Source organism: Rhodococcus pyridinivorans, from assembly GCF_900105195.1.
Classification (GTDB): domain Bacteria; phylum Actinomycetota; class Actinomycetes; order Mycobacteriales; family Mycobacteriaceae; genus Rhodococcus; species Rhodococcus pyridinivorans.
The window spans coordinates 1,890,789-1,917,600 of sequence record NZ_FNRX01000002.1; the positions used below are offsets into that span (position 1 = coordinate 1,890,789).

Below are 26,812 nucleotides of genomic sequence, written 5' to 3' on the forward strand. Positions count from 1 at the left end.
CGTGCCCGAGGCTCGTCGTAACATGACGCCTTGCCCCGCGATGCTCTAATGGGGCAACTGACCACCCGGTCACAACGGGTGGTCGCGGCCGAAACGGGACGTTCGAGGGAATCGGTACCAGTGGTGAGTGAGTTCTCGCGCGAGGTCGGCGGGCAGCAGGGGGACGAGGCTCGGACGAACCTCGACGACGTCCGGAACGCCGATCCGGCACGGACGGACCGCGGCAGCCGGCCCCGTCGGCGCCCTGCCCGGAGGCGCGGACCGCGTGCCGTGCTCCTTCCGCAGTTGCTGGCGGCTGCCGTGGAACGAGACCCGGCGGCCACGGCCGTGGTCTTCGGCGACCGTTCCCTGACCTACGCCGAACTCGACGCCGCGTCGTCGCGAACGGCTCGTCTCCTGATCAACCGGGGGGTCGGCCCGGAGGACGTGGTCGCGGTATCGCTCGCCCGTTCGATCGAGTCCGTGCTCGCGGTGTGGTCGGTCGCCAAGTCGGGCGCGGCATTCGTTCCCGTCGACCCGAACTATCCGGCAGACCGCATCGAGTTCATGATCGACGACTCCGGTGCACGCCTGGGTCTGACCCGGTCGGCCTCGGTGGCCGCGCTGCCCGAGACCGTCGAGTGGATCGCGCTCGACGATCCGCAGACGATCACCGATGCCGACGCTCTGCCGTCCGCTCCCGTGAGCTTCGACGAGCGGGTGCTGCCGCTGCGGGCCGAGAACCCGGCCTATGTCATCTACACCTCGGGTTCGACGGGCCGGCCGAAGGGCGTCCCCGTCACCCACACGGGCCTCGACGACCTCGCGCAGGAAGTCGCGGCACGCTTCGATCTGACACCGCAGTCGCGCGTGCTGCACGTGGCGTCGCCGAGCTTCGACGCGTCGGTCTTCGAATGGTTGATGACGATCTCCGTCGGCGCGACCATGGTCGTCGCACCGCCCACCGTGTTCGGCGGGGACGAGCTCGCCGAACTGCTACGCCGCGAGCGCGTGACGCACGCCGTGATCACCCCGGCCGTGCTGACCTCGATCGACCCGAGCACTCTGACCGATCTGGAGATGGTGCTCTCCGCTGGTGAGGCATGTCCGCCGGATGTCGTGGAGCGCTGGGCACCCGGGCGCCGATTCTTCAACGGTTACGGACCGACCGAGTCGACGATCATGACGCACTGCAGCGGGCCGCTCGAACCGGGACGGCCCGTGACGATCGGTACGCCGGTTCGCAATCTGAGCGCGTCCGTCCTCGACGCCCGCCTGAATCCGGTCGCTCCCGGCGTGGCCGGTGAACTGTACGTGTCCGGGACGGCTCTGGCCAGAGGCTATCGGGGACGCCCCGGTCTGACCGCAGAACGATTCGTCGCAGGGCCGGGCGGTACCAGGCTCTACCGTACCGGCGATCTCGTCCGTACCTCCCGCGGCACGAACGGCGAATTGATCTACCTGGGACGCAACGACTTCCAGGTCAAGATCCGCGGTTTCCGAGTCGAACTCGGTGAGATAGACGCAGCGCTCGCCGCCTGTGACGGAGTCGATTTCGCGATGACGGTGGGTCGCGAGACGCCGGCGGGTCAAGCGCAGTTGGTGTCCTACCTGCACTCCTCGGAGGGGGTGGGGATCGACACCCGCGTGGTTACCGAAGAGATATCGAACGTTCTTCCGTCGCATATGGTTCCGTCGGTGATCGTCGTACTGGACGAGATCCCGCTGACGCCGTCCGGCAAGGTCGATCGCGCGGCGCTGCCGGACCCCGATCCGGTGACCGTCGAGTTCCGCCCGCCTGTCACGGATACCGAGATCGCTGTCGCCGAGGAGTTCGCGACGCTGCTCGGCCTGGAACGGGTGGGTCTCGACGGCGACTTCTTCGATCTCGGCGGCAACTCGCTCGTGGCGACTCGGGTGGCGGCCCGGCTCGGTGAACGCCTCGACACCCGTGTGCCGGCCCGACTGTTGTTCGAGGGCTCGACCGTGGCTGCGCTCGCCGCGCTGATCGAACCCCTCGGCACCGGCGGCCGTATCCCGCTCACCGCCGGTACGCGGCCCGAGACGATTCCGCTGTCGCTCGCCCAGCAACGGATGTGGTTCCTCAGCCGGTTCGACACCGGCTCGGCAGCGAACAACATTCCCGTCGCGCTCCGGCTGCGCGGGGCGCTCGACGTCGACGCACTCCGCGCGGCGATCGCCGACCTCGTGGATCGGCACGAAACGCTCCGCACCGTCTACCCCGATCGCGACGGGGTGGGCAGTCAGGTGATCCTTCCCCCGTCGGCGGCCACCCCGACTGTGCGTGTCGAGGACGTCCCGGTCTCCGAAGTGGAGAACCGCGTCCTGCGCACCGTGTCGGCCGGTTTCGACGTGACGACGGAGGTGCCGCTGCGGCTCGAACTCCTGCGGGTCGCGCCCGACGAGCACGTCCTGGTCATCGTCGTCCACCACATCGCCGCAGACGGGGCGTCCACCGAACCGTTCGTACGCGACCTCGTCACCGCCTACCTCGCCCGCACCGCCGGAGCGGTCCCCGGCTGGCAACCGCTCGCCGTGCAGTACGCCGACTACACCCTGTGGCAGCGTGCGGTGCTCGGCTCCGAGGACGATCCTGATTCTCCGGTGGCGAAGGAGATCGCGTACTGGACGTCCGTTCTCGCCGACCTACCGGACCGGCTCGAACTCCCTACGGACCGGCCCCGGCCGGTCGAGGCGTCGGGCCGCGGCGCCACCGTCGATTTCGAGATCGATCCGGCACTGCACGCGGCCGTCGCCGAACTCGGCCGGGCAGCGGGATGTTCGCCGTTCATGGTCGTCCACGCAGCCTTCGCGGTGTTGTTGTCGAGGATCTCGGGCGCACGCGACATCGCGATCGGCACACCCGTCGCCGGGCGTGGCGAGCAGGCCCTCGACGACCTCATCGGCATGTTCGTCAACACCCTTGTGCTGCGGACCGACATCACGCCCGACCTGACCTGCGCCGAGCTCCTGCACCGGGTCCGCGATACCGACATCGACGCATTCGCGCACGCCGATCTGCCGTTCGAGCGGCTCGTGGAGATCCTCGATCCGGTCCGCTCCGCGGGGCACCACCCGCTCTTCCAGGTCGCCCTGTTCTTCCAGAACATGGCGCAGCCCGAACTCGCGCTGCGCGATCTCGAGCTCGTACCGGTGGATCTCGGCGGAAGCATCGCCAAGTTCGATCTCCAGCTCACGGTGACCCCCCGGGAGGTGGACGGGCACCCCGCCGGAATCGGAGCCCAGTTCACCTACGCCACCGATCTTTTCGACGACTCGACCGTTCGCGCCCTGGCGGATCGCTTGGTGTCGGTGCTCGGAGCCTTCGCGAGCGACGCCGACATCCCGGTCGGGGAGATCGACCTGCTGACCCCGCACGAGCGTCATGCACTCACCGTCGGGGTCAACGCGACCGACCATCCGACGGACACGGGGACACTGCTGTCACGTTATCGAGCCCAGGTCGACCGCGTCCCGGGAGCGACCGCGGTCCTCTTCGGCGACGAGTCGCTCACCTATGCCGAGTTCGACGCACGCGTCAACCGACTCGCGCGGCACCTGATCTCGTCCGGGGTCGGACCCGAATCGCTCGTGGCCCTGGGGATCCGGAGGTCGATCGATCTCGTGGTCGCCATGTACGCGGTCGTCACCGCCGGCGGTGCCTACGTGCCGCTCGATCCCGACCATCCGGCCGATCGGATCGGTCACATCCTCGACACCGCCCGACCGGTGTGTGTGCTCAGCATGAGCGCGGACGCCGGCGACCTCCCCGAGGGAATCGCCCCGATCCTCCTCGACACCCTGGAGGCGGATGGGTACGACGCGCATCCTGTCCGGGAGGACGAACTGCGCGGCACCGTACAGCCCGCATCACCGGCCTACGTGATCTTCACATCGGGTTCGACGGGACGGCCGAAGGGTGTGTCCGTCCCCCACGAAGCGATCGTCAACCAGCTCGAGTGGATGGCTGCCGAGTACGACATCGCCGGGAGCGATGTGTACCTGCAGAAGACCGCCACGACCTTCGACGTCTCGCTCTGGGGCTACTTCCTGCCACTGCGCACCGGGGGCACCCTCGTCGTGGCGCCGCACGACGCCCATCGCGACCCGGCCTGGGTGGCGGATGCCGTCACACGCCACCGCGTCACCCTCACCGATTTCGTCCCGTCGATGCTCACCGTCTTCGCCGCACAGGCACCCGCCGGCAGCTGCGCGAGCCTGCGGCACGTGTTCGTCATCGGAGAGGCACTGCCGCCGGAAACGGTGTCGGCCTTCCGCCGGCTCGGCGATGCGGCGCTCCACAATCTCTACGGCCCGACCGAGGCGGCGGTCTCGGCGACCTACTGGCCGGCCGACGGCGACGGTCACTCCGTGCCGATCGGTGTGCCCGAATGGAACGTGCAGGTCTACGTCCTCGACTCGCGTCTGGCTCCCACACCCGTCGGGACGCCGGGTGAGCTGTATCTCGGCGGGGTTCAACTCGCTCGGGGTTACGAGAAGCGCCCCGACCTGTCCTCCGACAGGTTCGTCGCGAGTCCGCTCGGACGACCGGGGAGCCGGATGTACCGCACCGGCGACCTCGTGCGGTGGCGTCGTACCGCTGCGGGAGAGCTCGTCCTGGACTATCTGGGTCGCACCGACTTCCAGGTCAAGTTCCGCGGCCAGCGCATCGAGCTCGGCGAGATCGAGACGGCTCTGCTCGGCTGTGCCGAGGTATCGCAGGCAGTCGCGCTCGTCGTGCCCACATCCACCGGTGAGCAACTGGTCGCGTACGTCGTGCCGGCACCGGGACACACCGTCGACCGGGCGGCGCTGCTCGATGCGGTGAAGAAGACGTTGCCTTCCTACATGGTGCCCTCGGCCGTCGTCGCGCTCGACGAGTTCCCCTTGAACACCAGCGGAAAGCTCGACCGCAAGGCCCTGCCCGCACCGGTCTTCGAAGCACGCGAGTTCCGTGCGGCCCGTACCCCGATCGAGGAGATCGTGGCAGGTGTCTACGCCGACGTGCTCGGCGTGGCCCGGGTGGGTGCCGACGACGACTTCTTCGAACTCGGCGGCAACTCGCTCGTCGCGACGCGCGTCGCATCACGGATCTCCGACGCACTCGGCACGAGGGTCCCGGTTCGGGAACTGTTCGAATCGCCCACGGTCGCGGCGCTGGCCGTGCGCCTCGAATCACACGGAACAGGTGAGGACCGGCCCCGTCTCGAGGCCCGGCCCCGTCCCGAGCGCGTGCCACTGTCGCTCGCACAGCAGCGCATGTGGTTCCTCAACCGATTCGATCCGGAATCGCCGGCCTACAACCTGCCGGTGGCGCTCCGGATCACGGGATCTCTCGACGCCCGGGCTCTCGAAGCCGCGGTCGCCGACGTGATCGATCGGCACGAAATCCTGCGCACCGTCTACCCGGAGTCCGAGGACGGTCCGGTGCAGGTCGTGCTGCCGGCGGCCGGGTCCGTTCCCGATCTGACACCGGTCGAGATCGTCCCCGGTGATCTCGAGACCGCCGTCACCGCGCTGGCCATCGCCGGATTCGACGTCACAACCGATGCCCCGCTTCGTGCCAGGCTGTTCCGCCTGGATGCCGACGACCACGTGCTCGCGTTCGTCGTCCACCACATCAGTGCCGACGCGTCGTCGATGGCGCCGCTCACCCGCGACCTGATGACCGCGTACATGTCGCGACTCGCAGGTGAACGTCCGTCGTGGACGCCGCTGCCGGTGCAGTACGCCGACTACAGCCTGTGGCAACGCGAGGTGCTCGGCTCCGAATCCGATGCGGATTCCGTCGCGGCAGCGCAGATCCGGTACTGGGTCGAGACCCTCGACGGTCTTCCCGACCAGCTGGAACTGCCGATCGACCGTCCCCGCCCACCGGTGCAGTCCCTGCGGGGCCGCCGCGTTCCGTTGCGGATCCCGGCGGACGTGCACTCCGCGCTGTCGTCTCTCTCGCGCGAGCGCGGGGCGTCGCTGTTCATGACGTTCCATGCAGCGCTCGCGGTCCTCCTGTCACGATTGAGCGCGAGTTCCGACGTCGCGGTCGGCACGCCGATCGCGGGTCGCGGCGAGGCCCGGCTCGACGACGTCATCGGCATGTTCGTCAACACGCTCGTGTTCCGCACCCGAGTGGACGACGACGCGCGATTCGGCGAGCTCCTCGACCGCGTGCGGGAGATCGATCTCGACGCCTACGCCAATGCGGACCTGCCGTTCGAGAGGATCGTCGAGATCCTCAACCCCACCAGATCGCAGGCGCGGCACCCCCTGTTCCAGGTAGGCCTGTCGTTCCAGAACGTCGAGCGGTCGAGCCTCGAACTGCCGGGCCTGACGGTCACGGGTCTCGACATCGAGACCGAGATCTCCCAATTCGATCTGCACTTCATCGTCGCGGACCATTACGCCGAGGACGGATCGCCCCTCGGTGTCGGCGGTTTCGTCACCTACGCCACCGACCTGTTCGACGAGTCCACGGTCGTGCGGTTCACCGAAGTGCTCGAGACGGTCCTGCGCGCGGTGACCGCCGACCCGGACGTCGTGGTGGGCGACATCGATCTGCTCGGGGAGGCCGATCGGCAACGGCTCGCCGAGCTCGACGACACCGACCGGACCACGGACGGTTCCGCCACATTGGCGACCCTGTTCGACGAGCAGGTCGCACGCCGACCGGACGCGGTGGCTCTCGTATCGGGTGACAGGCACTGGACCTATGCGGAGCTCGACACCGAGGTCAACCGGCTCGCGCACATGCTGCTCGAGTGGGGTGTCGGTACGGAGGATCGTGTCGCGCTCCTCCTGCCGCGTTGTGCGGAGCTCCCCATCGCGATGTACGCGGTCGCGAAGACGGGTGCGGCATACGTACCGATCGATCCCGCGATGCCCGTGGCCCGCGTCGAGTACATCCTGGAGACGAGCGCCCCCACGGTCGTCCTCACGAACGGCGACGCTCGCCGGACCTGCGCCCTCGATCTGCCGAAGATCGTCGACCTCGACGAGATCGACACGGCCCGGTATCCGTCCGGTCCGGTACTCGACGCGCACCGGAGCTCACCGCTGCGGCCCGACGATCTCGCATACGTGATCTTCACGTCCGGGTCGACCGGCCGGCCGAAGGGCGTCGCGGTCAGCCACCGCGCCGTCACCAACCAGTTGCTCTGGAAGGCCGAGGAATTCGATCTCGGCCCCGACGACGTCGTGCTCCTCAAGACCGCCTCGACGTTCGATCTGTCGGTGTGGGAGTTCTGGTCGGCGCCCACCACAGGCGGCCGGTTGGTCGTGGCACGACCGGACGGTCATCAGGACCCGGACTATCTGCTTGCCACGATGCAGGAGCAAGGTGTCACCGTCGTGCACCTGGTGCCCTCGATGCTCGAGATGCTCATGACCGCCTCGGAGGGGTCGCTCCCCGAATCCGTGCGCGTCGTCCTCGCGATCGGTGAAGCGCTGCCGGCCACGACCGCTCGCGCGTTCCGCCGCACCCACCGTGCAGCACTGTTCAACCTCTACGGCCCGACCGAAGCCGCCGTGTCGGTCACCTCGCACGAGGTCGACGACGCGGACGAGCACGTCGTGCCCATCGGCACACCCGAATGGAACACCCGCGTCCACATCCTCGATCGGCGCCTCCATCCGGTGCCCGCCGGGGTGATCGGGGAGCTCTACCTCGCCGGTATCCAGCTCGCCCGCGGCTACCAGGATCGACCGGCCCTGACGGCGGACCGTTTCGTCGCCGACCCGTTCGGACCGGCCGGGACGCGCATGTACCGCACCGGTGATCTCGCGGTGCTCCGCACCGACGGCGAGATCGAGTACCGGGGCCGCTCCGACTTCCAGGTGAAGATCCGTGGTTTCCGCATCGAACTCGAGGAGATCGAATCGGCACTCCGTCGCCTCGACGATATCGCTGCGGCCGTCGTGACCGCGCACCACGATGCGCGTCTCGGTGATCGGCTCGTCGCGTACCTGGTTCCCGCTGCCGGTGCGGTCGTCGACACCGGCCGGGTTGCCGAGGCTCTCACCCGGGAACTGCCCGGATACATGATCCCCGGGGCGTTCGTCGTTCTGACCGAGCTTCCGCTGACCGCCAACGGAAAGCTCCACCGCGCAGCACTTCCCGCGCCCGTCTTCGAGTCCACGGAGTTCCGCGCCCCGACCACGACGATCGAGCAGACCGTGGCCGGTGTGTTCGCAGATGTGCTCGGCGTCGACCGCATCGGTCTGGACGACGACTTCTTCGATCTCGGCGGCAACTCGTTGCTCGCCACCCAGGTCGTCGCGCGTCTCGGTAAGATGTCGGGACTGCGCGTTCCCGTCCGCGCACTGTTCGAGGCCCCCGGTGTGGGTGCGCTCGCTGCCCGCCTCGAGCAGTTCTCCGCGGTCGAACACCACGAACCTCTCGTCCCAGTGATTCGCCCGGTAGAGATACCCCTCTCGCTCGCGCAGCAGCGGATGTGGTTCGTCAACCAGTTCGACACGTCCTCGCCCGCCTACAACGTCGCTGCGGCGGTGCGGCTGTCCGGATCGCTCGACGCCGAGGCCCTGCAGCACGCCGTCGACGACATCGTGGCGCGACACGAGACCCTCCGTACGCGATATCCGCGCGGGACGGAAGGTCCGATCCAGCAGATCCTCCCGGCAGTGGAGGCCACCGTTCGCCTCGAACCCGTCGACGTGACCGAGACCGACCTGCCGGCCCGGGTACACGACATCGTCGCGCGCGGCTTCGATGTCACCACCGAGATCCCGGTCCGGCTCGCGCTGTTCCGTCTCGCCGCGACCGAGCACGTCCTCGTGACGGTGGTGCACCACATCAGCGCCGACGGCTGGTCGGTCGGGCCGCTCACGCGAGACCTCGTGGTCGCCTACAGTGCACGCTCGGCGGGCGCGGTGCCCGCCTGGGCGGCACTCCCGATCCAGTACGCCGACTTCGCTCTGTGGCAGCGACGGATGCTCGGTGCGGAGGACGATCCCGCCTCGGTTCTCGCCGGACAGGCGGCCTACTGGAAGAACGCTCTCGCCGGGATCGCCGACGAGATCGCCCTGCCCACCGATCGTCCACGCCCGCCCGTGCAGTCGATGCGAGGTGGCAAGGTGCGCTTCGTCGTCGACCCGTCGACTCATCACGGGCTCACCGAGGTCGCCCGCACGCACAACGCGACCCTGTTCATGGTGCTGCACGCCGCACTCGCCGGCTTCCTGCACCGCATCACCGGTGACGTCGACATCGCGATCGGTACGCCCGTCGCCGGCCGCGGACACGAGGAACTCGACGACCTGATCGGTATGTTCGTCAACACTCTCGTGCTGCGGACCGCGCCGCGTGGCGACCGGTCGTTCGCCGACCTGCTCGCCGAGGCACGTGAGACGGATCTCGATGCGTTCGCACACGCCGATATCCCGTTCGAGAGTCTGGTCGAGATCCTGGCGCCGGAACGGTCCACCGCGCGGCAGCCACTGTTCCAGGTCGCACTCTCCTTCGAGAACCTGGGCCGGACCGGTTTCGATCTGCCGGGCCTGAGTTTCGGCATCGTGGATTCCGATATCGACGTCGCCAAATTCGACCTGTCGCTCACCCTCGCCGAACAATTCGATCAGGCCGGCGAACCGGCCGGTATGGCGGCCGAGTTCTCGTATGCACGAGACCTGTTCGACGAGAACACGATCGACGGCTTCGCGCGTCGCTTCGTGCGTTTCCTCGACGGTGTCCTCACCGACACCGACCGGGCGATCGGCGACGTGGACATCCTCGACGCCGAGGAGCGTGCACGTCTCGCGGGAGTGCGCGGCGCCGAATCGGTCGAGCCGCAGACCCTGTCACGGCTCCTGTCGCTCGCTGTGGCGGGGGGACCGGACCGCACCGCCGTGCGTTGCGGCGACGAGGCACTGACCTATCGCGAGCTGGACGAGCAGACGAACCGTCTCGCCCGGGTGCTCCTCGACCACGGTGCAGGTCCGGAGACGTTCGTCGGCCTCGCCTTCCCACGCTCGATCGACATGATCCGGGCGGTATGGGCGGTCGCCAAGACGGGGGCGGCCTATGTGCCCATCGACCCCGACTATCCGGCCGACCGTATCGCCTACATGCTGGAGGATTCGGGAGCACGTCTCGGCGTCACCTCCTCGGCTCACGCCGGCAGGCTCCCCGACGCCGAGTGGCTCGTGCTCGACGACGACGAGTTCCGGGACAGATGCGACCGGATGTCGTCCGAACCGATCGAGGCGACGGAACTGCACGGCGCGATCCGCGTCGGCAACGCGGCCTACGTCATCTACACTTCCGGCTCCACCGGCCGGCCGAAGGGTGTCGTCTCGACCCATGCGGGTCTGGCGAATCTTGCACGCGCGCAATGCGAGACCTTCCGAATCACAGCCGACGCACGCACCCTGCAGTTCGCTTCACCGAGCTTCGATGCGTCCATGCTCGAGATGCTGCTCGCGGTCGGAGCGGGAGCGACGATGGTGATCGTGCCGCCCGCGATCTACGGCGGCGAGGAACTTGCGGCCGTCCTGCGGCGCGAGGCCGTCACGCACGCCTTCGTCACTCCGGCCGCGCTGGCCACCGTCGATCCGTCCGGCCTCGGTGAACTCGAGGCGGTGATGGTCGGCGGCGAGGCGTACTCCTCCGATCTGGTGACCCGGTGGGGAAGCGACCGTCGGTTCTACAACGTGTACGGCCCGACCGAGACCACGTGTATCACCACCAGCTCCGAACCGCTCGTGCCGGGAGGCGCGATGCCTATCGGTCATCCGTTGCGCGGTGTGGGTGTGCACGTGCTCGATGCCCGACTGCATCCCGTCCCGCTCGGCGTCACCGGCGAACTCTACCTCTCGGGACCGGCGCTGACCCGCGGATATCACCGCCGGGCCGGGCTCACCTCGGAACGGTTCGTCGCATCCCCGTTCGGCGACGGGCAACGCCTGTACCGCACGGGCGATCTCGTCCGCTGGGCCGCAGGCGGAGAACTCGAGTACGTCGGACGTGCCGACCAGCAGGTCAAGATCCGCGGGTTCCGGATCGAACTGGGGGAGGTCGACGCGGCCTTCGTCGCACATCCGGACGTCGACTTCGCGGCTACTCTCGGGCACGAGACCGCAGCCGGCGCCGTAGTTCTCGTGACCTACGTCAAGCCGTGCGAAGCGCGGACCGTCGACACCGACGAACTGCTCGCGTTCGTGGCCAGGTCGCTGCCCGACTACATGGTGCCCACGACCGTCGTCGTCATCGACCGGGTGCCGTTGACCCCGGTGGGCAAGCTCGACAAGAAGGCCCTGCCGGAACCGGTGTTCGCTTCCGCGGAGCGTCGCGCACCGTCGACTCCGGCGGAGACCGCGATCGCCGGGATCTTCGTCGAGATCCTCGGTGTCGACGAGATCGGCGCCGACGACTCGTTCTTCGCCCTCGGCGGCGACAGTATCGTGTCCATCCAGTTCGTCGCCCGAGCCCGGGCGCTCGGATTCGAACTGAGCCCGCGCGACGTCTTCGAACGGAAGACGGTCGCGGCACTCGCCGAACTCGTCGATGCCGGGGCTGCCACGGAGGCGGGGGAGGCGGAGGCGGATCCTGCAGCCGAGGACACCGCTCCTCGGACACCCGAGATCGCGCGTGTTCGCGCAGGCGGGCACCACGGTGTCACGAGTGTCGTCATCGAGATGCCGGGCGGAGTCGACGACGACGGTCCGGCCGAGTGCCTGACCGCTGTACTTGCGGCGCATCCGCTGCTGCGTCTGGTCGTGCCGCGCGAGGTCGACGAGCCCCCGCGGGTCGTTGCCGCGTCGGCCCTCGATATCTCGAAGGTGTTGCGGCACAAGGTAGTCGAAGGCCCCCTTGCGCTCGAGGTGATCGTCGACGGCGTCGTGCGGGAGGCCGCAGACCGGCTGGACCCGGCTGCCGGCATCGTCGTGCAATTCGTCCGGGTGTCCGCCGGTGACTCCGATCTGCTCGTGGCCGTCGGCGACGCGGTCGCCGTCGACGGAGTGTCGTGGCAGGTGCTCGCCGACGATCTGGCCGCCGCCTGGACCGCCCGTGCCGCCGGTCGCGCCCCCACCGTGGCGGCCGAGAAGGTCTCGACGCGGGCATGGTCGAACACGTTCGCGATGCCTCCTGCCGCGCCGGTGACGAGAGTCGCGACTGCGGATTCGGACGAGCGGGCCCCCCTCGGGGCCATCGTCCGTCATTCGGCCTCGGACACCGCATCCGTCTTCGCCGATCTTGCTGCGGCTTTCCGCGCCGAACCGATCGACGTGCTCGTCGCGGTCGCTGCGGTCGCGGTCACCGGCACCCGCGGGTCGACACAGGTCGATCTCGTGGTGGGCGCCGACGGGCGACGACTCGCATCTGCGGCCGGTACGTCCCGGACGGTCGGCGGTCTGCAGGTGCAGTATCCGGCGCACATCGACCTGGAGGGGGTCGGGGAACTCACCGGGCCCGAAGGGGCAGCCCCACTCGTCAAGGCCGTCAAGGAACAACTCCGTGCGGCGCTACGCCGGTCGCCCGACGACGCGGTGACGGCTGGTCCCGACACGATGGTGACCCTGCACGGCGAACCACGCGCCGGGGACATGCGCGAGGCCTGGCGATTGTCCGCCGAGCACGGGATCCGGCCCGTCTTCCGTACCGCACCGGAACATCGGCTCGAAATCCACGCCTCGTCGGTCGCGGGGGAACTCGCCGTGACCCTCACCGCCGATCCCGCGCGCGTCCACGAAGACGAACTCGCCGACGTGATCCGGACATGGACCGCGACGGTGGACGCACTCGCCCGGTACGCGGCACAACCCGGTATCGGCGGACTCACCCCCTCCGATCTACCCCTCGTCGACGCGGATGCCGACGACATCGAGATATGGGAGCAGCGGTACCCGGGCCTCGAGGACGTGTGGCCGCTCACCCCGCTACAGCAGGGCATGTTGTTCCACGCCCTGCTCGCGAGCGACGGCGTCGACGTGTACACGACCCAGTTCGTGCTCCGTCTCCGCGGTGATCTCGACACCGCCCGCTTGCACCGGGCCGCACAGACCCTGCTCGACCGTTACCCCAACCTGTGCGCGGCGTTCACCACGACGCGCAGCGGTGTGCCGGTGCAGGTCGTGCAGCGCGGGATCGAGGTTCCGTGGCGTGAGGTGGACGTCACCGAGGCCGGCGACCCGGACGCGATCGACGCGCGCATCGAGCAGGCGAAAGCAGAGGATCTCGCAACGCATTTCGTGATGGACCGCGCCCCGCTGCTCCGGTTCACCCTGTTCCGTGCCGCCTCGGACCGTGTCGATCTGCTCGTCACGAGCCATCACATCCTCATCGACGGCTGGTCGATGCCGCTGCTGATGCGCGACATGCTCGTGCTGTACGCAGCCGACGCGGATCCGGCCGTGCTGCCGCCCGTCGCTCCCTATCGGGACTATCTCGAGTGGCTGCACGCACGGGATCACGCCGAATCGCGGGAGGCATGGAAGCGCTCGCTCGACGGCCTGGACGGTCCCACGACGATCACCACGCTCGACACCGCTCGCGGGATCGAGGCGGGCATCGGCGAAGCCGGTTTCGAACTCACGCCGGACACCACGGCGAAGCTGTCCGCGACGGCGCGTCGACTCGGCGTCACCCTCAACACCATGGTGCAGACGGCATGGGGGCTGTTGCTCTCCCGGATGACCGACCGCGACGACGTCGTCTTCGGCGCCACCGTATCCGGACGTCCGCCACAGCTACCCGGTATCGAGTCGATGGTCGGCCTGTTCCTCAACGCCGTCCCCGTCCGGGTGCGCATCGACCCGGACGAGACCGTCGCGAACCTGGCTTCGACGGTGCAACGCGAACAGGGTGAGCTCCTCGATCACCACTATCTCGGGTTGGCCGAGATCCAGGAGTCGACCGGTGCGGACGCACTGTTCGACTCGCTCGTGGTTTTCGAATCGTTCCCGGTGGACGCGGCCGCCCTGTCGGAGGCGCGCTCCGGCATCGGTCTCGACGTCGCCGCCGTGGACGCGGCCAGCGGCACACACTATCCACTGACACTCATGGTGGTCGCCGACGACCGGGTTCGGGTGACGGTGAAGTATCTGGAAGACGTGATCGGCGGGACCTTCGCGCGCGACGTGGCCGGCCGGCTGGAGGTCGTGCTCGACGCGTTCGCCGAGTCGGTCGACCGGCGGATCGGGCAGCTCGACGTGTCGACCGGACACGATCGGGCGCGTCTCGACCGATGGAATGCGACGGACGTCCCCGAACTGCTCGACGAGGCGACGCTGGTGTCATTGTTCGAGGAGCAGGCGGCCCGCACCCCACAGGTTCCGGCACTCGTGTTCGAGGACACCGAGTGGGACTACGCGACCTTCGACGCGGAAGCCAACCGGCTCGCCCGGCACCTCGTCGCACTGGGCGTGGGGCCGGAGACGCTCGTCGCGGTGGCGATGCGGCGCTCGCTCGAACTGCCGCTCGCGATCTACGCGATCGTCAAGGCCGGTGGTGGGTACGTACCCATCGACCCGGATCATCCCGCCGATCGCACCGCGCTCGTACTCGATGGGGCGCGTCCCGCATGCGTCCTCACCACGAGCCGTGAGGGTGTCGACGTCGCGACGACCGTTCCGGTGATCGACGTGGATCGCCTCGACCTCGGTCACCTGCCCTCTCACCCTCTCGACGACTGCGAACGGCTCGGCTCCCTGAGGCCTGACAACACGGCCTACGTGATCTACACGTCGGGGTCGACGGGCCGTCCCAAGGGTGTCCAGATCACCCACCGGCAGGTCGCCAACCAGTTCCGCTGGGCGCAGCGCACATTCCCGCATTCTGTGGGGGATGTGGTCCTGCACAAGACTCCCGTCACCTTCGACATCTCCACATGGGAATTGTTCTGGCCGTTGCAGACCGGGGCGACGGTCGTGGTGGCCCGGCCCGACGGGCACCGCGACCCGCAGTATCTCGCCGAGACGATCCGTCGCCGGTCGGTGAGCTCGGTGCATTTCGTGCCGTCCATGCTCGATGTCTTCTGCGAGTCCGCGGATTCCGGCGACCTCGCATCGCTGAAGTACGTCTTCGCGGCCGGGGAGGAACTGACCGCCGACACCGTCGACGCCTACCGGGCGATCGGCACGGCGGCACTCGTCAACTGGTACGGCCCTGCGGAAGCAACCGTGGTCACCAGTGTGGACACGGCCCGAGTGCACGGCCGGCCGGTGCCGATCGGTGCACCGGTCGCCAACACGACGGTGCACGTACTCGACAGTCGGCTCCGGCCGGTGCCGGTCGGAAGCGTCGGCGAACTGTACGTCGGGGGAGTGCAACTCTCCCGCGGATACGCCCACGCAGCGGTTCTCACGGCGGAGCGTTTCGTCGCCGATCCCCGCAACACCGGAGCGCGGTTGTACCGCACCGGAGACCTCGTCCGGTGGAGAGAGGACGGCAGACTCGACTACCTCGGCCGGTCCGATTTCCAGGTCAAACTGCGCGGGCAGCGCATCGAGCTCGGTGAGATCGAAGCAGTGCTCGTATCGCGACCCGAGGTGGCGCGCGCCGTGGTCACCGTCGTCGCGGGACCGGACGGAGGCGACCGTCTCGCGGCCTATGTCGTCGCTGCCGAAGGAGTGTCGCTGGATGTCGGCGAACTCGCCGTGCATGCGCGGCATTCGCTGCCGTCGTACATGGTGCCTGCGGTCCTCGTGCCCTTGCACGAACTGCCGCTCAACGCCAACGGCAAGCTCGACCGGAAGGCGCTTCCCACCCCGGTGATCGACACCGTCGCGTACACGGCGCCGCGTACTCCGCTCGAGGAGCTCGTCGCAGGCGTCGTCGAGGAGGTCCTCGGCGTCGAGAAGGTCGGTGTGGACGACGACTTCTTCGCGCTCGGCGGCAACTCGTTGAATGCGACGCAGGTCGCGAGCCGGCTCCGCGACAGCGTGGGCGCCGACGTCCGCGTCCAGTGGTTGTTCACCGACCCCACCGTCGCTGCACTGGCAGGACGCATCTCGGCCGAACGCGACGCCAGCGAGGAGTTCGATCCCTTCGCCGACAGTGCGATGCAGGTGCTGCTCCCGCTCCGGGCACGCGGTTCCCGGGCACCACTGTTCTGTGTCCATCCGATGTACGGACTCGCGTGGACGTACTCGGGCCTGACCCGCTTCGTGCACGATCGGCCGATCTACGGCATCCAGTCGAAGGCGCTGTCGGAGGACGGATACCTGCCGGAGTCCCTGGCCGGGATGGCGGCGCGATACGTCGAGGAGATCCGGACGGTGCAGCCACACGGTCCGTACAACCTCATGGGCTGGTCGCTCGGTGGTGTGCTCGCGCACGAGATGGCCGTGCAACTGCAGGCGGCGGGGGAGAGCGTCGACTGCCTCGCCATGCTCGACAGCCATCTGAATCTCGATGTCGGCGACTTCCGGGGAGCGATCCGCGACGAGCTCGAACAGATCGGCGTCGTCCTCGACGACTCGGCCGACGTGACGAGCCTGTCGGACGAGCATCTCCAGCGCGTGATGGAGACCGTTCCGCAGGAGATGGTCACGCTCACCGCGGAGCGTTTCCGCAATCTGTACGAGAGTGCGCTGCGATCGGCGGAACTCATCGCGTCGCACACCCCCGGGGTGTTCGAAGGAGACCTGATGTACTTCAGCGCGGCCGATCATCCGCCCGCCCAGGACGGTGCCGCGGGACGCTGGTCGCACCTGGTGACCGGAACCATCTCGGACGTTCCGATCGACTGTGTGCACGGCGCGATGACCACACCCGAGTCGCTGGCAGCGATCGGGCCGGTGCTCGAGGAACACCTCCACAGGGAGTGGATGTAACGAGTTGCTCCCGGACGACGACGCATGTAACTGTACGTAGGCCGCCATCGGGTAGGTTCCGTTCGAGCATCGGACCGCACCGCGCCCGACGCCGACCACCACTGCCTATTCGAAAAGGTGAGAGAACCGTATGAGGCATCCGATGCGAGGATCCGGACGACTTCGCGTACTGACCGTCGGCGCGGCATGCGCAGTTTTCTCGGCTGCGTTGTCTGTGGCTCCGGCAATTGCCCAGCCGGCAGACCCTGTGGCCGAGAACCAACAGCCGCTCCAGTCGGTGACCAGCGAAAACGGCTCGAAGATCACCCGTATCGAAAACTACGGCGAGCAGCAGCTGCTCGTCTACGTCTACTCCGCCTCGATGGACAAGGAGATCCTGCTCGACGTCTGGCGTCCCGCCGACACCAGCGAGCCGCGCCCGACGCTGTATCTCCTCAACGGAGCCGGTGGTGGCGAGGACAGCGCGACCTGGCGCTTCCGCACCGACGCGATCGAGTTCATGAAGGACAAGAACGTCAACGTCGTCTCCCCGGTCGGTGGCAAATGGAGTTATTACACCGACTGGAAGGAAGAGGACCCGGTTCTCGGTGTCAACAAGTGGGAGACCTTCCTGACGAAGGAGATCCCGCCGCTGATCGACGCGGCGCTCGGTACGAACGGGATCAACGCGATCGCGGGTCTGTCGTCCTCGGGTACGTCGGTCCTGCAGCTGCCCATCGCTGCACCCGGCCTGTACCAGGGCGTCGCGGCGTACAGCGGCTGCGCCCAGACTTCCGACCCGATCGGGCAGCAGTTCGTCAAGCTCGTCGTCGAGACCTGGGGTGGCGGCGACACCCGCAACATGTGGGGTGAGTTGAACGATCCGGCCTGGGCAGAGAACGATCCCTACGTGCACGCCGAGGAGCTGCGCGGTCTCGATCTCTACATCTCCAACGGCACGGGCCTGCCGGGGCGCTACGACACCCTGAACGGTCCGGAGATCGACGGCCAGGTCGACGTGCTCGCCAACCAGATCGTGGTCGGCGGCGTCATCGAAGCGGCGACCAACTACTGCACGCACAACCTCCGTACCCGCCTCGACGAGCTGGACATCCCCGCCACCTACAACTTCCGCGACTCCGGCACCCATTCGTGGGGTTACTGGCAGGACGATCTGAAGGACTCGTGGCCGGTGCTGCAGAAGGCCCTCGGCCTCTGACCGTCCTCGTCGGTCGGTTCGTGTGACCGACCGGAAAGGCCCCTACCGCTTGGCGGGTTCTAACGGTGGTCGCAACACCCCGAGTTTCGGGAGGTTGCGACCACCGTGTCTTTTTCGGAGACGACCACGTCGTTGAAAGTCCGTTTCCTGGCGTTGATGGATGAGGTCGGGAGCGTGGCTGAGGTCGCGCGTCGGCTCGATGTCGATCGGAACACCGCGTATGGATGGGCTCGGCAGGCCGGGTTGTCGTCGCACCGGTTGGGGCATCCATGCAGGGGCCGAGTATCTGCAACTGCGCGGGCTGGGGATGACGCGGCGAGAGGCCGTGGAGCGTGTCGAGGTCGATGAGCGAACTGCGCGTGGCGCACGGGCACGCCCGAAACCGGCGCTGCTCGCCTGAGCTTGGCACGAGCCGGTTTGTCGACCCGATGGTGATGATCAGCGAGCGTCCCGCCGAGGTCGAGGATCGTGCTGTTCCAGGCCATTGGGAAGGCGACCTGGTGCGCCACGAGGCGCTGTGCAACCGAGCGGAGGTGAAAGACCTGCGCCGTTGTGCTGTCGCAGCAGCATAACGAAGCTGGGGGCAGCCTGAACCGGGAGACGCCGGCGAGGGGTGGCAAGCAGCCCCGACAACGACGGGACAGGCCAGCACTACCGGATGGTCTGGGTCCGGCAAGCATGAGCATTCCTGGGGCAGGTGCGAGAGCAGGTGAAGTCTCGGACCTTTGCTCCTCTTCCGGTGCGGGAGAGAATGATGCCCAAGCCGGGGAGCGGCAAGCTCAGGCGGCTCGGTATCCCCACGGCGATGGACCGCACGGTGCAAGCGTCGCTGTTGTGCTGGTGTTGGAGCCGATCTTCGAGGCGGATTTCACACCGGTCAGCTACGATTTCCGTCCGAGGCGTCGCGCTCAGGACGCGATCGCCGAGATGCATGCTTGGGGGACCCGAAATCATCATTGGGTGTTCGAGGCCGATATCGCGGCGTGTTTCGACGAATTGGACCATTCCGCGATCATGGAGCGGGTCCGCACTCGGATCGTCGACAGGCGCGTTCTAGCTCTGATCAAGGCGTTTGTCGAAGGCGGGCATCATGTCCGGCGACGGAACGGTCAGGGAATCCGACACCGGCACACCCCAGGGCGGCATACTCTCACCGCTGCTCGCCAACATCGCTCTGACGGTGTTGGATGCACATTTCTGTGCGAAATGGGACGCCCACGGCAGTTCCTACGGGCGCGAGGTGCACCGCAAACGCGGCGGCGCCACCTATCGGATCGTGCGGTATGCGGACGGTTTCTTCGATCATGGTGGTCGGAACCAAAGCGCATGCGGATGCACTCTGGGACGAAGTGGCGGACGTGATAGCCCCTTTGGGGCTGCGGCTGTCCGCCGAGAAGACCCGGGTATGCCACCTGGACGAGGGTGTCGACTTTCTGGGGTTCCGCATCCAGCGGCGTCGCAGGAAGGGCACGAACAAGATGAGTGTCTACACCTATCCGTCGAAGACGGATCACGTGGGCGGATCTCTACCGACGGTTCCTGACCGGCAGGCCAGGTAATCGTCCGCAGGAGAACGGGATCGTCATGTTCGACACCACCACCGTTGCGGTTACTCGGTATCGGTGGCGAGCGAGCAACATCCCCACACCATGGTCCAGCACGGGAACGTCGGTTCCCGCCTGAGGGTGGCAGTCCGTGGAGCGCCGGATGCGATGAGAGTCGCACGTCCGGTGCGGAGGGCGGGCCGGGGAAACGGACCGGGGGTAATCCCGACACCGCGCCCCGGTCCCACCCCTACATCACCGGGGAGCAGAACAGTCCGCGATCGTCACGCTCGTCGAACGCACGACCCGTTACGTGATGCTCGGGCACCTGCCCGACGGGGACCACCCTGCCGAGACGATCCGTGATGTCCTTGTGACGCTGGTCGGCACGCTGCCGGTCCGTGTCGACGAGCGAATCGCCGGGTGGCCCTATCCGTTCTCGGGTAGGTCGCACGGCACCGCGTGGGCCGCAGCGTATCCGGGGTCGAGCGCCGACTTCACGAGGTGGAGCGATTCGGGTCGTACGAGGATCGTGGAGTGGTCGGCGGGCGAATCCGGGCAGCCGTCCTGAACCCACACGTTGTGGACCTCGGCGTCCGGTCCCGGGCGCAGGAACGAGCTCTCGGGCGGTGTGACGATCTGATCGTGGCGCGTCGCGATCGAGGTGTAGGTCACGCCGGGAAGCGTGTCGCCACCCTCGTTGAGATTGCTGAGCATGCGCGACCCGATCAGCTGCTGCTGCCCGGCCGCGCCGAGATTGCTCCCGCGGAACAGCAACTCGGCCAAGGCATCGTTGCCGTTCGTCACGCCGAGCACCGCGAGCACCGTGTACAGCTGCTGCAGGCCGTTGAAGGTGGTGCCGTGATTCGTCGCGCCCAACATGACGAGGTTCCGGACCCGGTTGCGGGAGGGATCCGTCGCGTCCGTCCCACCCTCGAACTTGAGGTACTGACGGGAGACGACACCCCCCTGCGAGTGGCCGACCAGATCCACCTGCTCGGAGCCGGTGTGCTCGCGAACGGCATCGACGAACGTTCCGAGTTCCACGGCGGACCGTTCGATGTCCGAGACACCCCAGACCGTGCGCTCGGGATCGAAGTATCCCTGCGCAGCGCCGTAGTTCAACGCGTACACGCAGTAGCCGAGCCGTGCGAGTTCGGGAGCGACGTAGACCCATGTGGGGTACATGCCCGTCCCGGTGCCGTGCACGAGGACGACCGGCCGGGGATGGTCCGGCGACGGGACGCAGCCGAGGTCGTTGGCTCCCTCGACCCCCTCACCCATCGTGCTCAGCAGGGTCGCGAGGGGGCTCCCCGGAGCGTCTGCCGAGGTGGGCAGGGGAGCCGGATCGGGCACGGTGATGGTAGGCGCCGGCGCGGCAGGGGCAGGATCGGCCGCCGATACCGCCGGGGTGGCGAACATCGACGACGCAAGGGCGAGGGCAGCAGTGGCTGTGGCTACGACGCTGCGACGCGCACGGATCATCGGTACTCCTCGACGAACATGGGGATCGTATGTTCGTGCTGGTTGGGGGATCGCCGAGTAGGATAGCAGCCCGTCGGGGGACGTTCCGGGCAGCGGAAGATCAATTCTGTTCGGCCGAGCGCCGGTAACCGACGACGGCGGGGACCACGAAGACCGCCACCATCCCCACCGACCACGCGACCGTCTTCAGGAAGGGCTCGGCGACAGGCCCTCCCATCGCCAGCGCGCGCATCGTGTCGATCGCGCAGGACATCGGCTGGTTCGCCACGACGGGTTGCAACCAGCTCGGATACGCCATGACCGGCACGAACCCCGAGTTGAAGAACATGAGCAGGGTGCACAAAATCGAGACGGTCTCGACCAGGGGCGTGCGCCCCGGCAGAGTCGCCAGAGCGGTCACCATCATCGCGAAGCCCAGACCGAAGATCAGTGGGACCACGAGGATGAGCAGGGTGGGACCGAGGCCCTGGGTGAACCGGAAGCCAAGCGCCATGCCGGCGGCGAAGATCACGAGAGAGGTGACGAACACGCGCACCATCTCGGCCATCAACCGGCCCACGAGCCCCGCCGAACGATGAACGGGCAGCGTGTGGAAGCGGCTCAGCAGGCCGGAATCACGTTCGGTGCGCAATCCCACCGCGCTGACCACCGAGCCGAACATTGCGCCGACGAGCACGATCATGGGGACGGTGCCGAAGATCGACGAATAGCCGGTCGCGGCGGTGATGCTGTCGCCGAGCACGATGCGGAACATCACCAGGGTGAGCGCCGGATAGATGAGCGCCTGGATCATCGTGGCGGGATCACGGGCCCATCTGAGCAGCAGTCGACCGCACTGCAGGCGGCTGTGCTCCCACAACGCACCGAGGGAACTCTCGCTGCGGATGCGATCCGGTTCGGGATAGGCGAAGGCGCGGCCCGGCGTCCCTGCCCGCTCTCGCGATCGGGCCCGCGCCCGCTGTGTCTCGACGGTCTCGCTCATCGATTCACTCCCGCCTCGTCGCGGCCCACACGGCGCCCGGGATGCAGATCACGGCCAGCCCGATCATCCAGAACAGGCTCGGCCGGAAGACTTCCCAGGTCACCCCGTCCTGGGCCATATCGCGCATCGCGAAGGAGAACTGCGAGATCGGCTGGTTGCGGACGAACGGTCTGATCCACTCGGGAAATCCCTCCTCGGGCACGAAACCGCACGAGAGCATCCCGAGGATCAGCTGCGGCAGGGTCAGCGCCTGCGCTGTCGCCTCGGGGCTCCGGGACAGACATCCGATCGCGTCGGCGCCCAGGCACAACAACAGGCTGATGATCAGTGCGGTCGCGCAGAACAACACTGCCTGCCCGGGGCCGGCGGAGAAACGGAAACCGATGAAATAACCGAATCCGATCGCGGCGGCCAAGGAGATGACCGACCGCACCATGCTCGCCGTCATCCGTGAGGCCAGGGGCGCCGCCGGGGCGACGGGCAGCGTCTGCAGACGCGAGGTCACGCCGGTCGTGCCCTCCTGCGCTGCCAGCTGCGCCGCCGAGATGGCGGTGAAGGCCATCGACTGCAGCACGATGATGGGCATCAGGAATTGCGCGTAGTCGATGCCCTGCAACTGCATGACGAATTTGAGCGGCAGATAGAAACCGAGACCGAAGACGAACGGTGCCAGGACCGCGAGGACCAGCTCGCCGTACCGCGCCATCGTGCGCAACGACCGGAGCGTCAGCACCCACCACTGCTCGACCCCCGACGGCGTGATCCGGCGGTGGACGCCTCCCCGGCGTGCGGGAAGGGTGGACGAGGAGTCGGTGAACGAGACCGTGGGGGTCTCCGTCCCGCGGACCGTCTCGTCGGTGCGGGCCGTCACGGCCGCTCACCTGCCGACGCAGGCTCCGCCCGCTCCGGGTCGGGAAGTGCTGCCGGGCCGCCGTCCGTGAGGCCACCGTCCGCCGGGTTGCTGCCGTCGGGAGCGGATGCGGAGTGCCTGGTGAGGCGGAGGAAGACGTCGTCGAGCGAAGGACGTCGCAGGCCGATGTCGGCGAGTTCGATGCCCAGGGGTTCGATGCGCCGCAGCACCTCGGTGAGGGTCGCGGCGCCGTCGGGCGCCGGGACGGACACCCGATCCGTGTCGGGGACCGTGCCCACGAGCACGTCCTGGGGGAGGAGACCGTCCAGGACGTGCAGGATCTCGGGGATCGCCCGCGGGTCCACCGGAACGATCTCGCAGTGGGTGCCACCGGCGGAGGACTTCAGCTGGTTCGCGGTGCCCTCCGCGATCACGGTGCCCTTGTCGATGACGATGATGTTGTCGCTCAGCACGTCGGCCTCTTCGAGGTACTGCGTGGTCAGCAGCACCGTGATGCCCTGCTCCTTGAGCGCTGCCACCAGCGACCACACACCCTGCCGGCTGCGCGGGTCGAGACCGGTGGTCGGCTCGTCGAGGAAGACCACCTTGGGCCGGACCACGAGGCCGCACGCGATGTCGACCCGTCGACGCATACCGCCGGAGTAGCCCTTCACTGGACGGCGACCGGCGTCGACGAGATCGAACTCCCGGAGCAGCTCGTCGGCGCGTCGGGTAGCGGACTTCTTGTCCAGGCCCATCAGGCGCCCGAACAGGATCAGGTTCTCCCGGCCGGTGAGAGTGTCGTCGAGTGCTGCGAACTGGCCGGTCATCATGATCGAACGCCGGACCGCCGCGGCGTCGGCGACCACGTCGTGCCCGGCGACCACGGCGCGACCCGAGGTGGGGCGCAACAGCGTCGACAGCACCTTGACCATCGTGGTCTTGCCGGCGCCGTTGGGGCCGAGGATGCCGAGGACACGGCCCGGCGGTGCAGAGAAGCTGATCCCGTCGAGTGCGTGGACGTCGCCGAACGACTTGTGGACGTCCTCCACGAGAACTGCCTGGTCGTGATCGCTCACATCACACCCCGCCGTAGATCTCGGTCCCCGTCGGGGACGGGTCGGTCCGTCACCGTCGGAATCGTACCGGGGCGAACGGTCCCGGGAGGGGCGGACGGACATGCGCGTCGGCGCCGACGCCCTGCCCCTTGGGGTGTCCACGCCGGCCGGTCAGGACCAGACGCCGAGATCGTCGAGGTGTTCGACGAGTCGATGGGCCCCGTCGGTGAAGTGTTCGCGCGTCTCGCGTCCGGTGGCCTCGACGTCACCGGTGCGCAACGCCTGCAGCAACCGTTCGTGCGAGGCGACCGCATCCGTCCCCCAGCTGCGCGCCTTCTCCTAGTACATGATCCGCCTTGTCACTTCACGGTCTCGGTAGCATCACAGCCGGAGGTGACATGTGGCACACCTACCGTGCCCTAACCTGGCTCGCAACGCACTGGATGGTTTGGTTGGCGGGTGAGCACCGGAGTATCACGCCGACGGTTACTGGGAGGGGCCGCCGGCGGATTGTTCGCGTGGGGTGCGACCGCGGGGAGCGGTCGTGCGGCTCCGCCACGCAGGCTTCCTCCACCCGACACCGTCACCGATCCCGCGAGGATGAGTGCGGTCGAGGCGGCAGCGCTGCTGCACGCCGGCGAGCTGCACCCGCGCGAACTGCTCGATGCCTGTCTGGACCGCACGCGCTCGTACGACGGAGCGATCGGTGCGTGGATCCGGCTCTACCCCGAAGTGGCCTACGCGGCGGCCGAGGCGGCGGGGGAGCGGCTCGCCCGTGCGCGCCGCGATCGGACCCCGGCGCCGCTCGTGTGCGGGCTCCCGATCGCTCTCAAGGACATCTTCGCGGTGTCCGGGCTTCCGCTCACCGCGTCGAGTCGCGTCCTCGAGGGCAACATCGCGGCCGGGCACTCGGGTGTGTGGCGTCGACTCGAGGACGCCGGTGCGGTGCTCATGGGGCACGCGCACACCGACGAGTTCGCGATCGGTGTCGCCACCCCTCAGGTGGGCAATCCGTGGAACACCGAGATGTCGCCCGGCGGATCGTCCGGCGGCAGCGCGGCCGTGCTCGCCGCGCGGTTCGCGCCCCTCGCGATCGGTAGCGACACCGGCGGTTCGGTCCGGTTCCCGGCGAGCGCCTGCGGTGTCTCGTCGATCAAGCCGACCTACGGGCGCATCACCTCGCACGGCATGATCCCGCTGACCTGGACCCGCGACCACGTGGGTCCGATGGGCCGCAGCGTCGCCGACGCGTCCCTGATGATGACCGTGCTCGCGGGCGCGGATCCGGCCGACCCGATCACGGCACTCGGCCCCGACGTTCCCGAGGGCGGTTATCCCGTGACGGCCGTCGGGGGAGCGAGTCCCCTCGCCGGCGTGCGGATCGGACTGCCCGTGAACACGAATCCCGCACCCCCCGAGGCGGTGCAGCGCGTCGTCGACGACGCGGCACGGGTGGCGGAATCGCTCGGTGCGGTCACGGTCCCGGTGACGATGCCGTCCCTGCCGGAATCCCTCGCGACCGGCGACCAGGTCGAGATGGGTGCCTACCACCAGCAGTTCACCGACCGGCTCGGCCTGTATCGCCCCGAGAACGCGGTGGCCGCGGGCACGGCGGTGGCCTCGCTGGCCGTGCCGGTGGGCGACTACCTCACCTTCGAACGCGACCGTCTGCGGTACCAGAGCGACTACAACCGGATGTTCGTCGACCAGGATCTCGACGCGATCATGCTGCCCGGCGCCTCCGTCGACGGCGCACGACGCCAGGAGTTCCTCGGCATCAGTGTCACGGCCGGAGTGACGGGCCCCGTGCGATGGGCGAACTACTCCGGTGCCCCCGTGGTGACCCTGCCCGCCGGGTACTCCGCCGCGACGGGGATGCCGGTCGGTGTGCAGCTCGGTGCGCGGCCGTGGCAGGACGAACATCTCATCGGCATCGGGCTCGAACTGCAGAAGGCACTGCCGATCTGGCGCGACGAGCCGCAGCTCGTCGCCGCCGGCGCGCGGGTCCCCGAGGTCGCGCAGGTGCAGCCGGGCCCCGGTCCCGACCCGACGAATACGATCGGGGCGGCCGCTCCGGTTCGGACCCTGCCGATGAACCCCATCGGCTAGGTTCGACCACGCGGATCCGACCGCACGGCGTATCGCCGAGGTGTACATCACGCACCGTCGTGAGTTGAACTCTCGGCCGTGCTCCTGCATACTGGTCGGGTTGCCTTGACCGGGCCATGGATGTTTCGCGGCTCGGATCGGGAAAGACGTGACAGTCGCGGATCGAGCCTCACGGCCTGGTCGCGGCCACATGCAAGACGGAAGCAGTACCCCTGTGTGCTCCTGTGGAGCGCAGCCGGTTCCGTTCCTTGCGGTGTCGAAGCCTTCCAGCATCGACGCCTGGGAATGAGCGGCGGGCCGACACGCCCGACCGCGTGGACCGGAGAACAATGACAGATGAACAGCGGCAAGCGGATCGGATACGTCCGGCTCGCACTGTGTTCGAGTGCTGTTCTCGGTCGCCGTTCCCTGGGGAACTGTGCAGACGAGGTGGTTTCCGGCTCCGCCGGGGATCACGAAACGCGGCAAGAAAAGGACACTAAGCGTGGCGGGACAGAAGATCCGCATCAGGCTCAAGGCCTATGACCACGAGGCGATCGACGCATCTGCGCGCAAGATCGTCGAGACGGTGACCCGTACGGGTGCCCGCGTGGTCGGCCCGGTGCCGTTGCCCACTGAAAAGAACGTGTACTGCGTCATCCGCTCGCCGCACAAGTACAAGGACTCGCGCGAGCACTTCGAGATGCGGACGCACAAGCGGCTCATCGACATCCTCGACCCGACGCCGAAGACCGTCGACGCGCTCATGCGCATCGATCTCCCGGCGAGTGTCGACGTCAACATTCAGTGACATTCGATTAC

Annotated in this window: 12 protein-coding genes and 1 pseudogene; 8 read left to right on the forward strand and 5 right to left on the reverse strand. The window is 68.0% G+C overall.

All coding sequences use genetic code 11. The annotated features are described in order from the left end of the window. Positions 1-123: 123 nt before the first annotated feature. From BLV31_RS09095 to BLV31_RS24660, 6 genes and pseudogenes are all read left to right on the forward strand, one after another. Positions 124-16,785 (forward strand): non-ribosomal peptide synthetase, encoded by a 16,662-nt coding sequence (locus tag BLV31_RS09095; RefSeq protein WP_248846196.1) that lies wholly within the window; start codon positions 124-126, stop codon positions 16,783-16,785. A 142-nt stretch (positions 16,786-16,927) separates the two neighbouring features. Then, positions 16,928-17,983, forward strand: coding sequence for an alpha/beta hydrolase (locus tag BLV31_RS09100; protein ID WP_115311488.1), 1,056 nt, complete (start codon positions 16,928-16,930; stop codon positions 17,981-17,983). A 156-nt stretch (positions 17,984-18,139) separates the two neighbouring features. Further along, the gene (locus BLV31_RS25815) at positions 18,140-18,331 is read left to right on the forward strand and encodes a helix-turn-helix domain-containing protein (RefSeq protein ID WP_367889067.1); all 192 of its coding nucleotides are present in this window, start codon (positions 18,140-18,142) and stop codon (positions 18,329-18,331) included. Beyond that, on the forward strand, positions 18,328-18,555 hold the full coding sequence (locus BLV31_RS09110; protein WP_072740413.1) for a hypothetical protein: 228 nt from the start codon (positions 18,328-18,330) through the stop codon (positions 18,553-18,555). Before BLV31_RS25815 ends, BLV31_RS09110 begins: the two co-directional genes overlap by 4 nt. Before the next feature lie 732 nt (positions 18,556-19,287). Further along, positions 19,288-19,542: a hypothetical protein gene (locus BLV31_RS25365; RefSeq protein WP_064060448.1), complete on the forward strand. Its 255-nt coding sequence runs from the start codon at positions 19,288-19,290 to the stop codon at positions 19,540-19,542. Between the two features lie 250 nt (positions 19,543-19,792). Next, positions 19,793-19,933: pseudogene (locus BLV31_RS24660) on the forward strand (IS30 family transposase); the annotation flags it as partial. 23 nt (positions 19,934-19,956) lie between these two features. Here BLV31_RS24660 and BLV31_RS09120 read toward each other — a convergent pair. From BLV31_RS09120 to BLV31_RS09140, 5 genes are all read right to left on the reverse strand, one after another. After that, a complete protein-coding gene (locus BLV31_RS09120; RefSeq protein WP_019288606.1) occupies positions 19,957-21,012 on the reverse strand; it encodes an esterase/lipase family protein in 1,056 nt (351 codons plus the stop codon). 100 nt (positions 21,013-21,112) lie between these two features. Then, positions 21,113-21,994 carry an ABC transporter permease gene (locus tag BLV31_RS09125; RefSeq protein ID WP_064060447.1) on the reverse strand — a complete coding sequence of 294 codons (882 nt, stop codon included), beginning with the start codon at positions 21,992-21,994 and terminating at the stop codon, positions 21,113-21,115. A gap of 4 nt (positions 21,995-21,998) precedes the next feature. After that, a complete protein-coding gene (locus BLV31_RS09130) occupies positions 21,999-22,865 on the reverse strand; it encodes an ABC transporter permease (protein ID WP_019288604.1) in 867 nt (288 codons plus the stop codon). Continuing rightward, entirely contained in the window at positions 22,862-23,923 is a 1,062-nt protein-coding gene (locus BLV31_RS09135) for a daunorubicin/doxorubicin resistance ABC transporter ATP-binding protein DrrA (RefSeq protein ID WP_064060446.1), read from the reverse strand. Before BLV31_RS09135 ends, BLV31_RS09130 begins: the two co-directional genes overlap by 4 nt. Before the next feature lie 150 nt (positions 23,924-24,073). After that, the gene (locus BLV31_RS09140; protein WP_248846195.1) at positions 24,074-24,181 is read right to left on the reverse strand and encodes a GntR family transcriptional regulator; all 108 of its coding nucleotides are present in this window, start codon (positions 24,179-24,181) and stop codon (positions 24,074-24,076) included. Positions 24,182-24,502: 321 nt separating this feature from the next. On the opposite strand from BLV31_RS09140, the gene BLV31_RS09145 reads away from it, so the two are divergent. Together BLV31_RS09145 and rpsJ are read left to right on the forward strand one after the other, a co-directional pair. After that, on the forward strand, positions 24,503-26,011 hold the full coding sequence (locus BLV31_RS09145) for an amidase (RefSeq protein WP_064060444.1): 1,509 nt from the start codon (positions 24,503-24,505) through the stop codon (positions 26,009-26,011). A 484-nt stretch (positions 26,012-26,495) separates the two neighbouring features. Beyond that, complete coding sequence (gene rpsJ / locus BLV31_RS09150) at positions 26,496-26,801, forward strand: 30S ribosomal protein S10 (RefSeq protein WP_003938093.1); 306 nt, start codon at positions 26,496-26,498, stop codon at positions 26,799-26,801. Positions 26,802-26,812 lie beyond the last annotated feature (11 nt).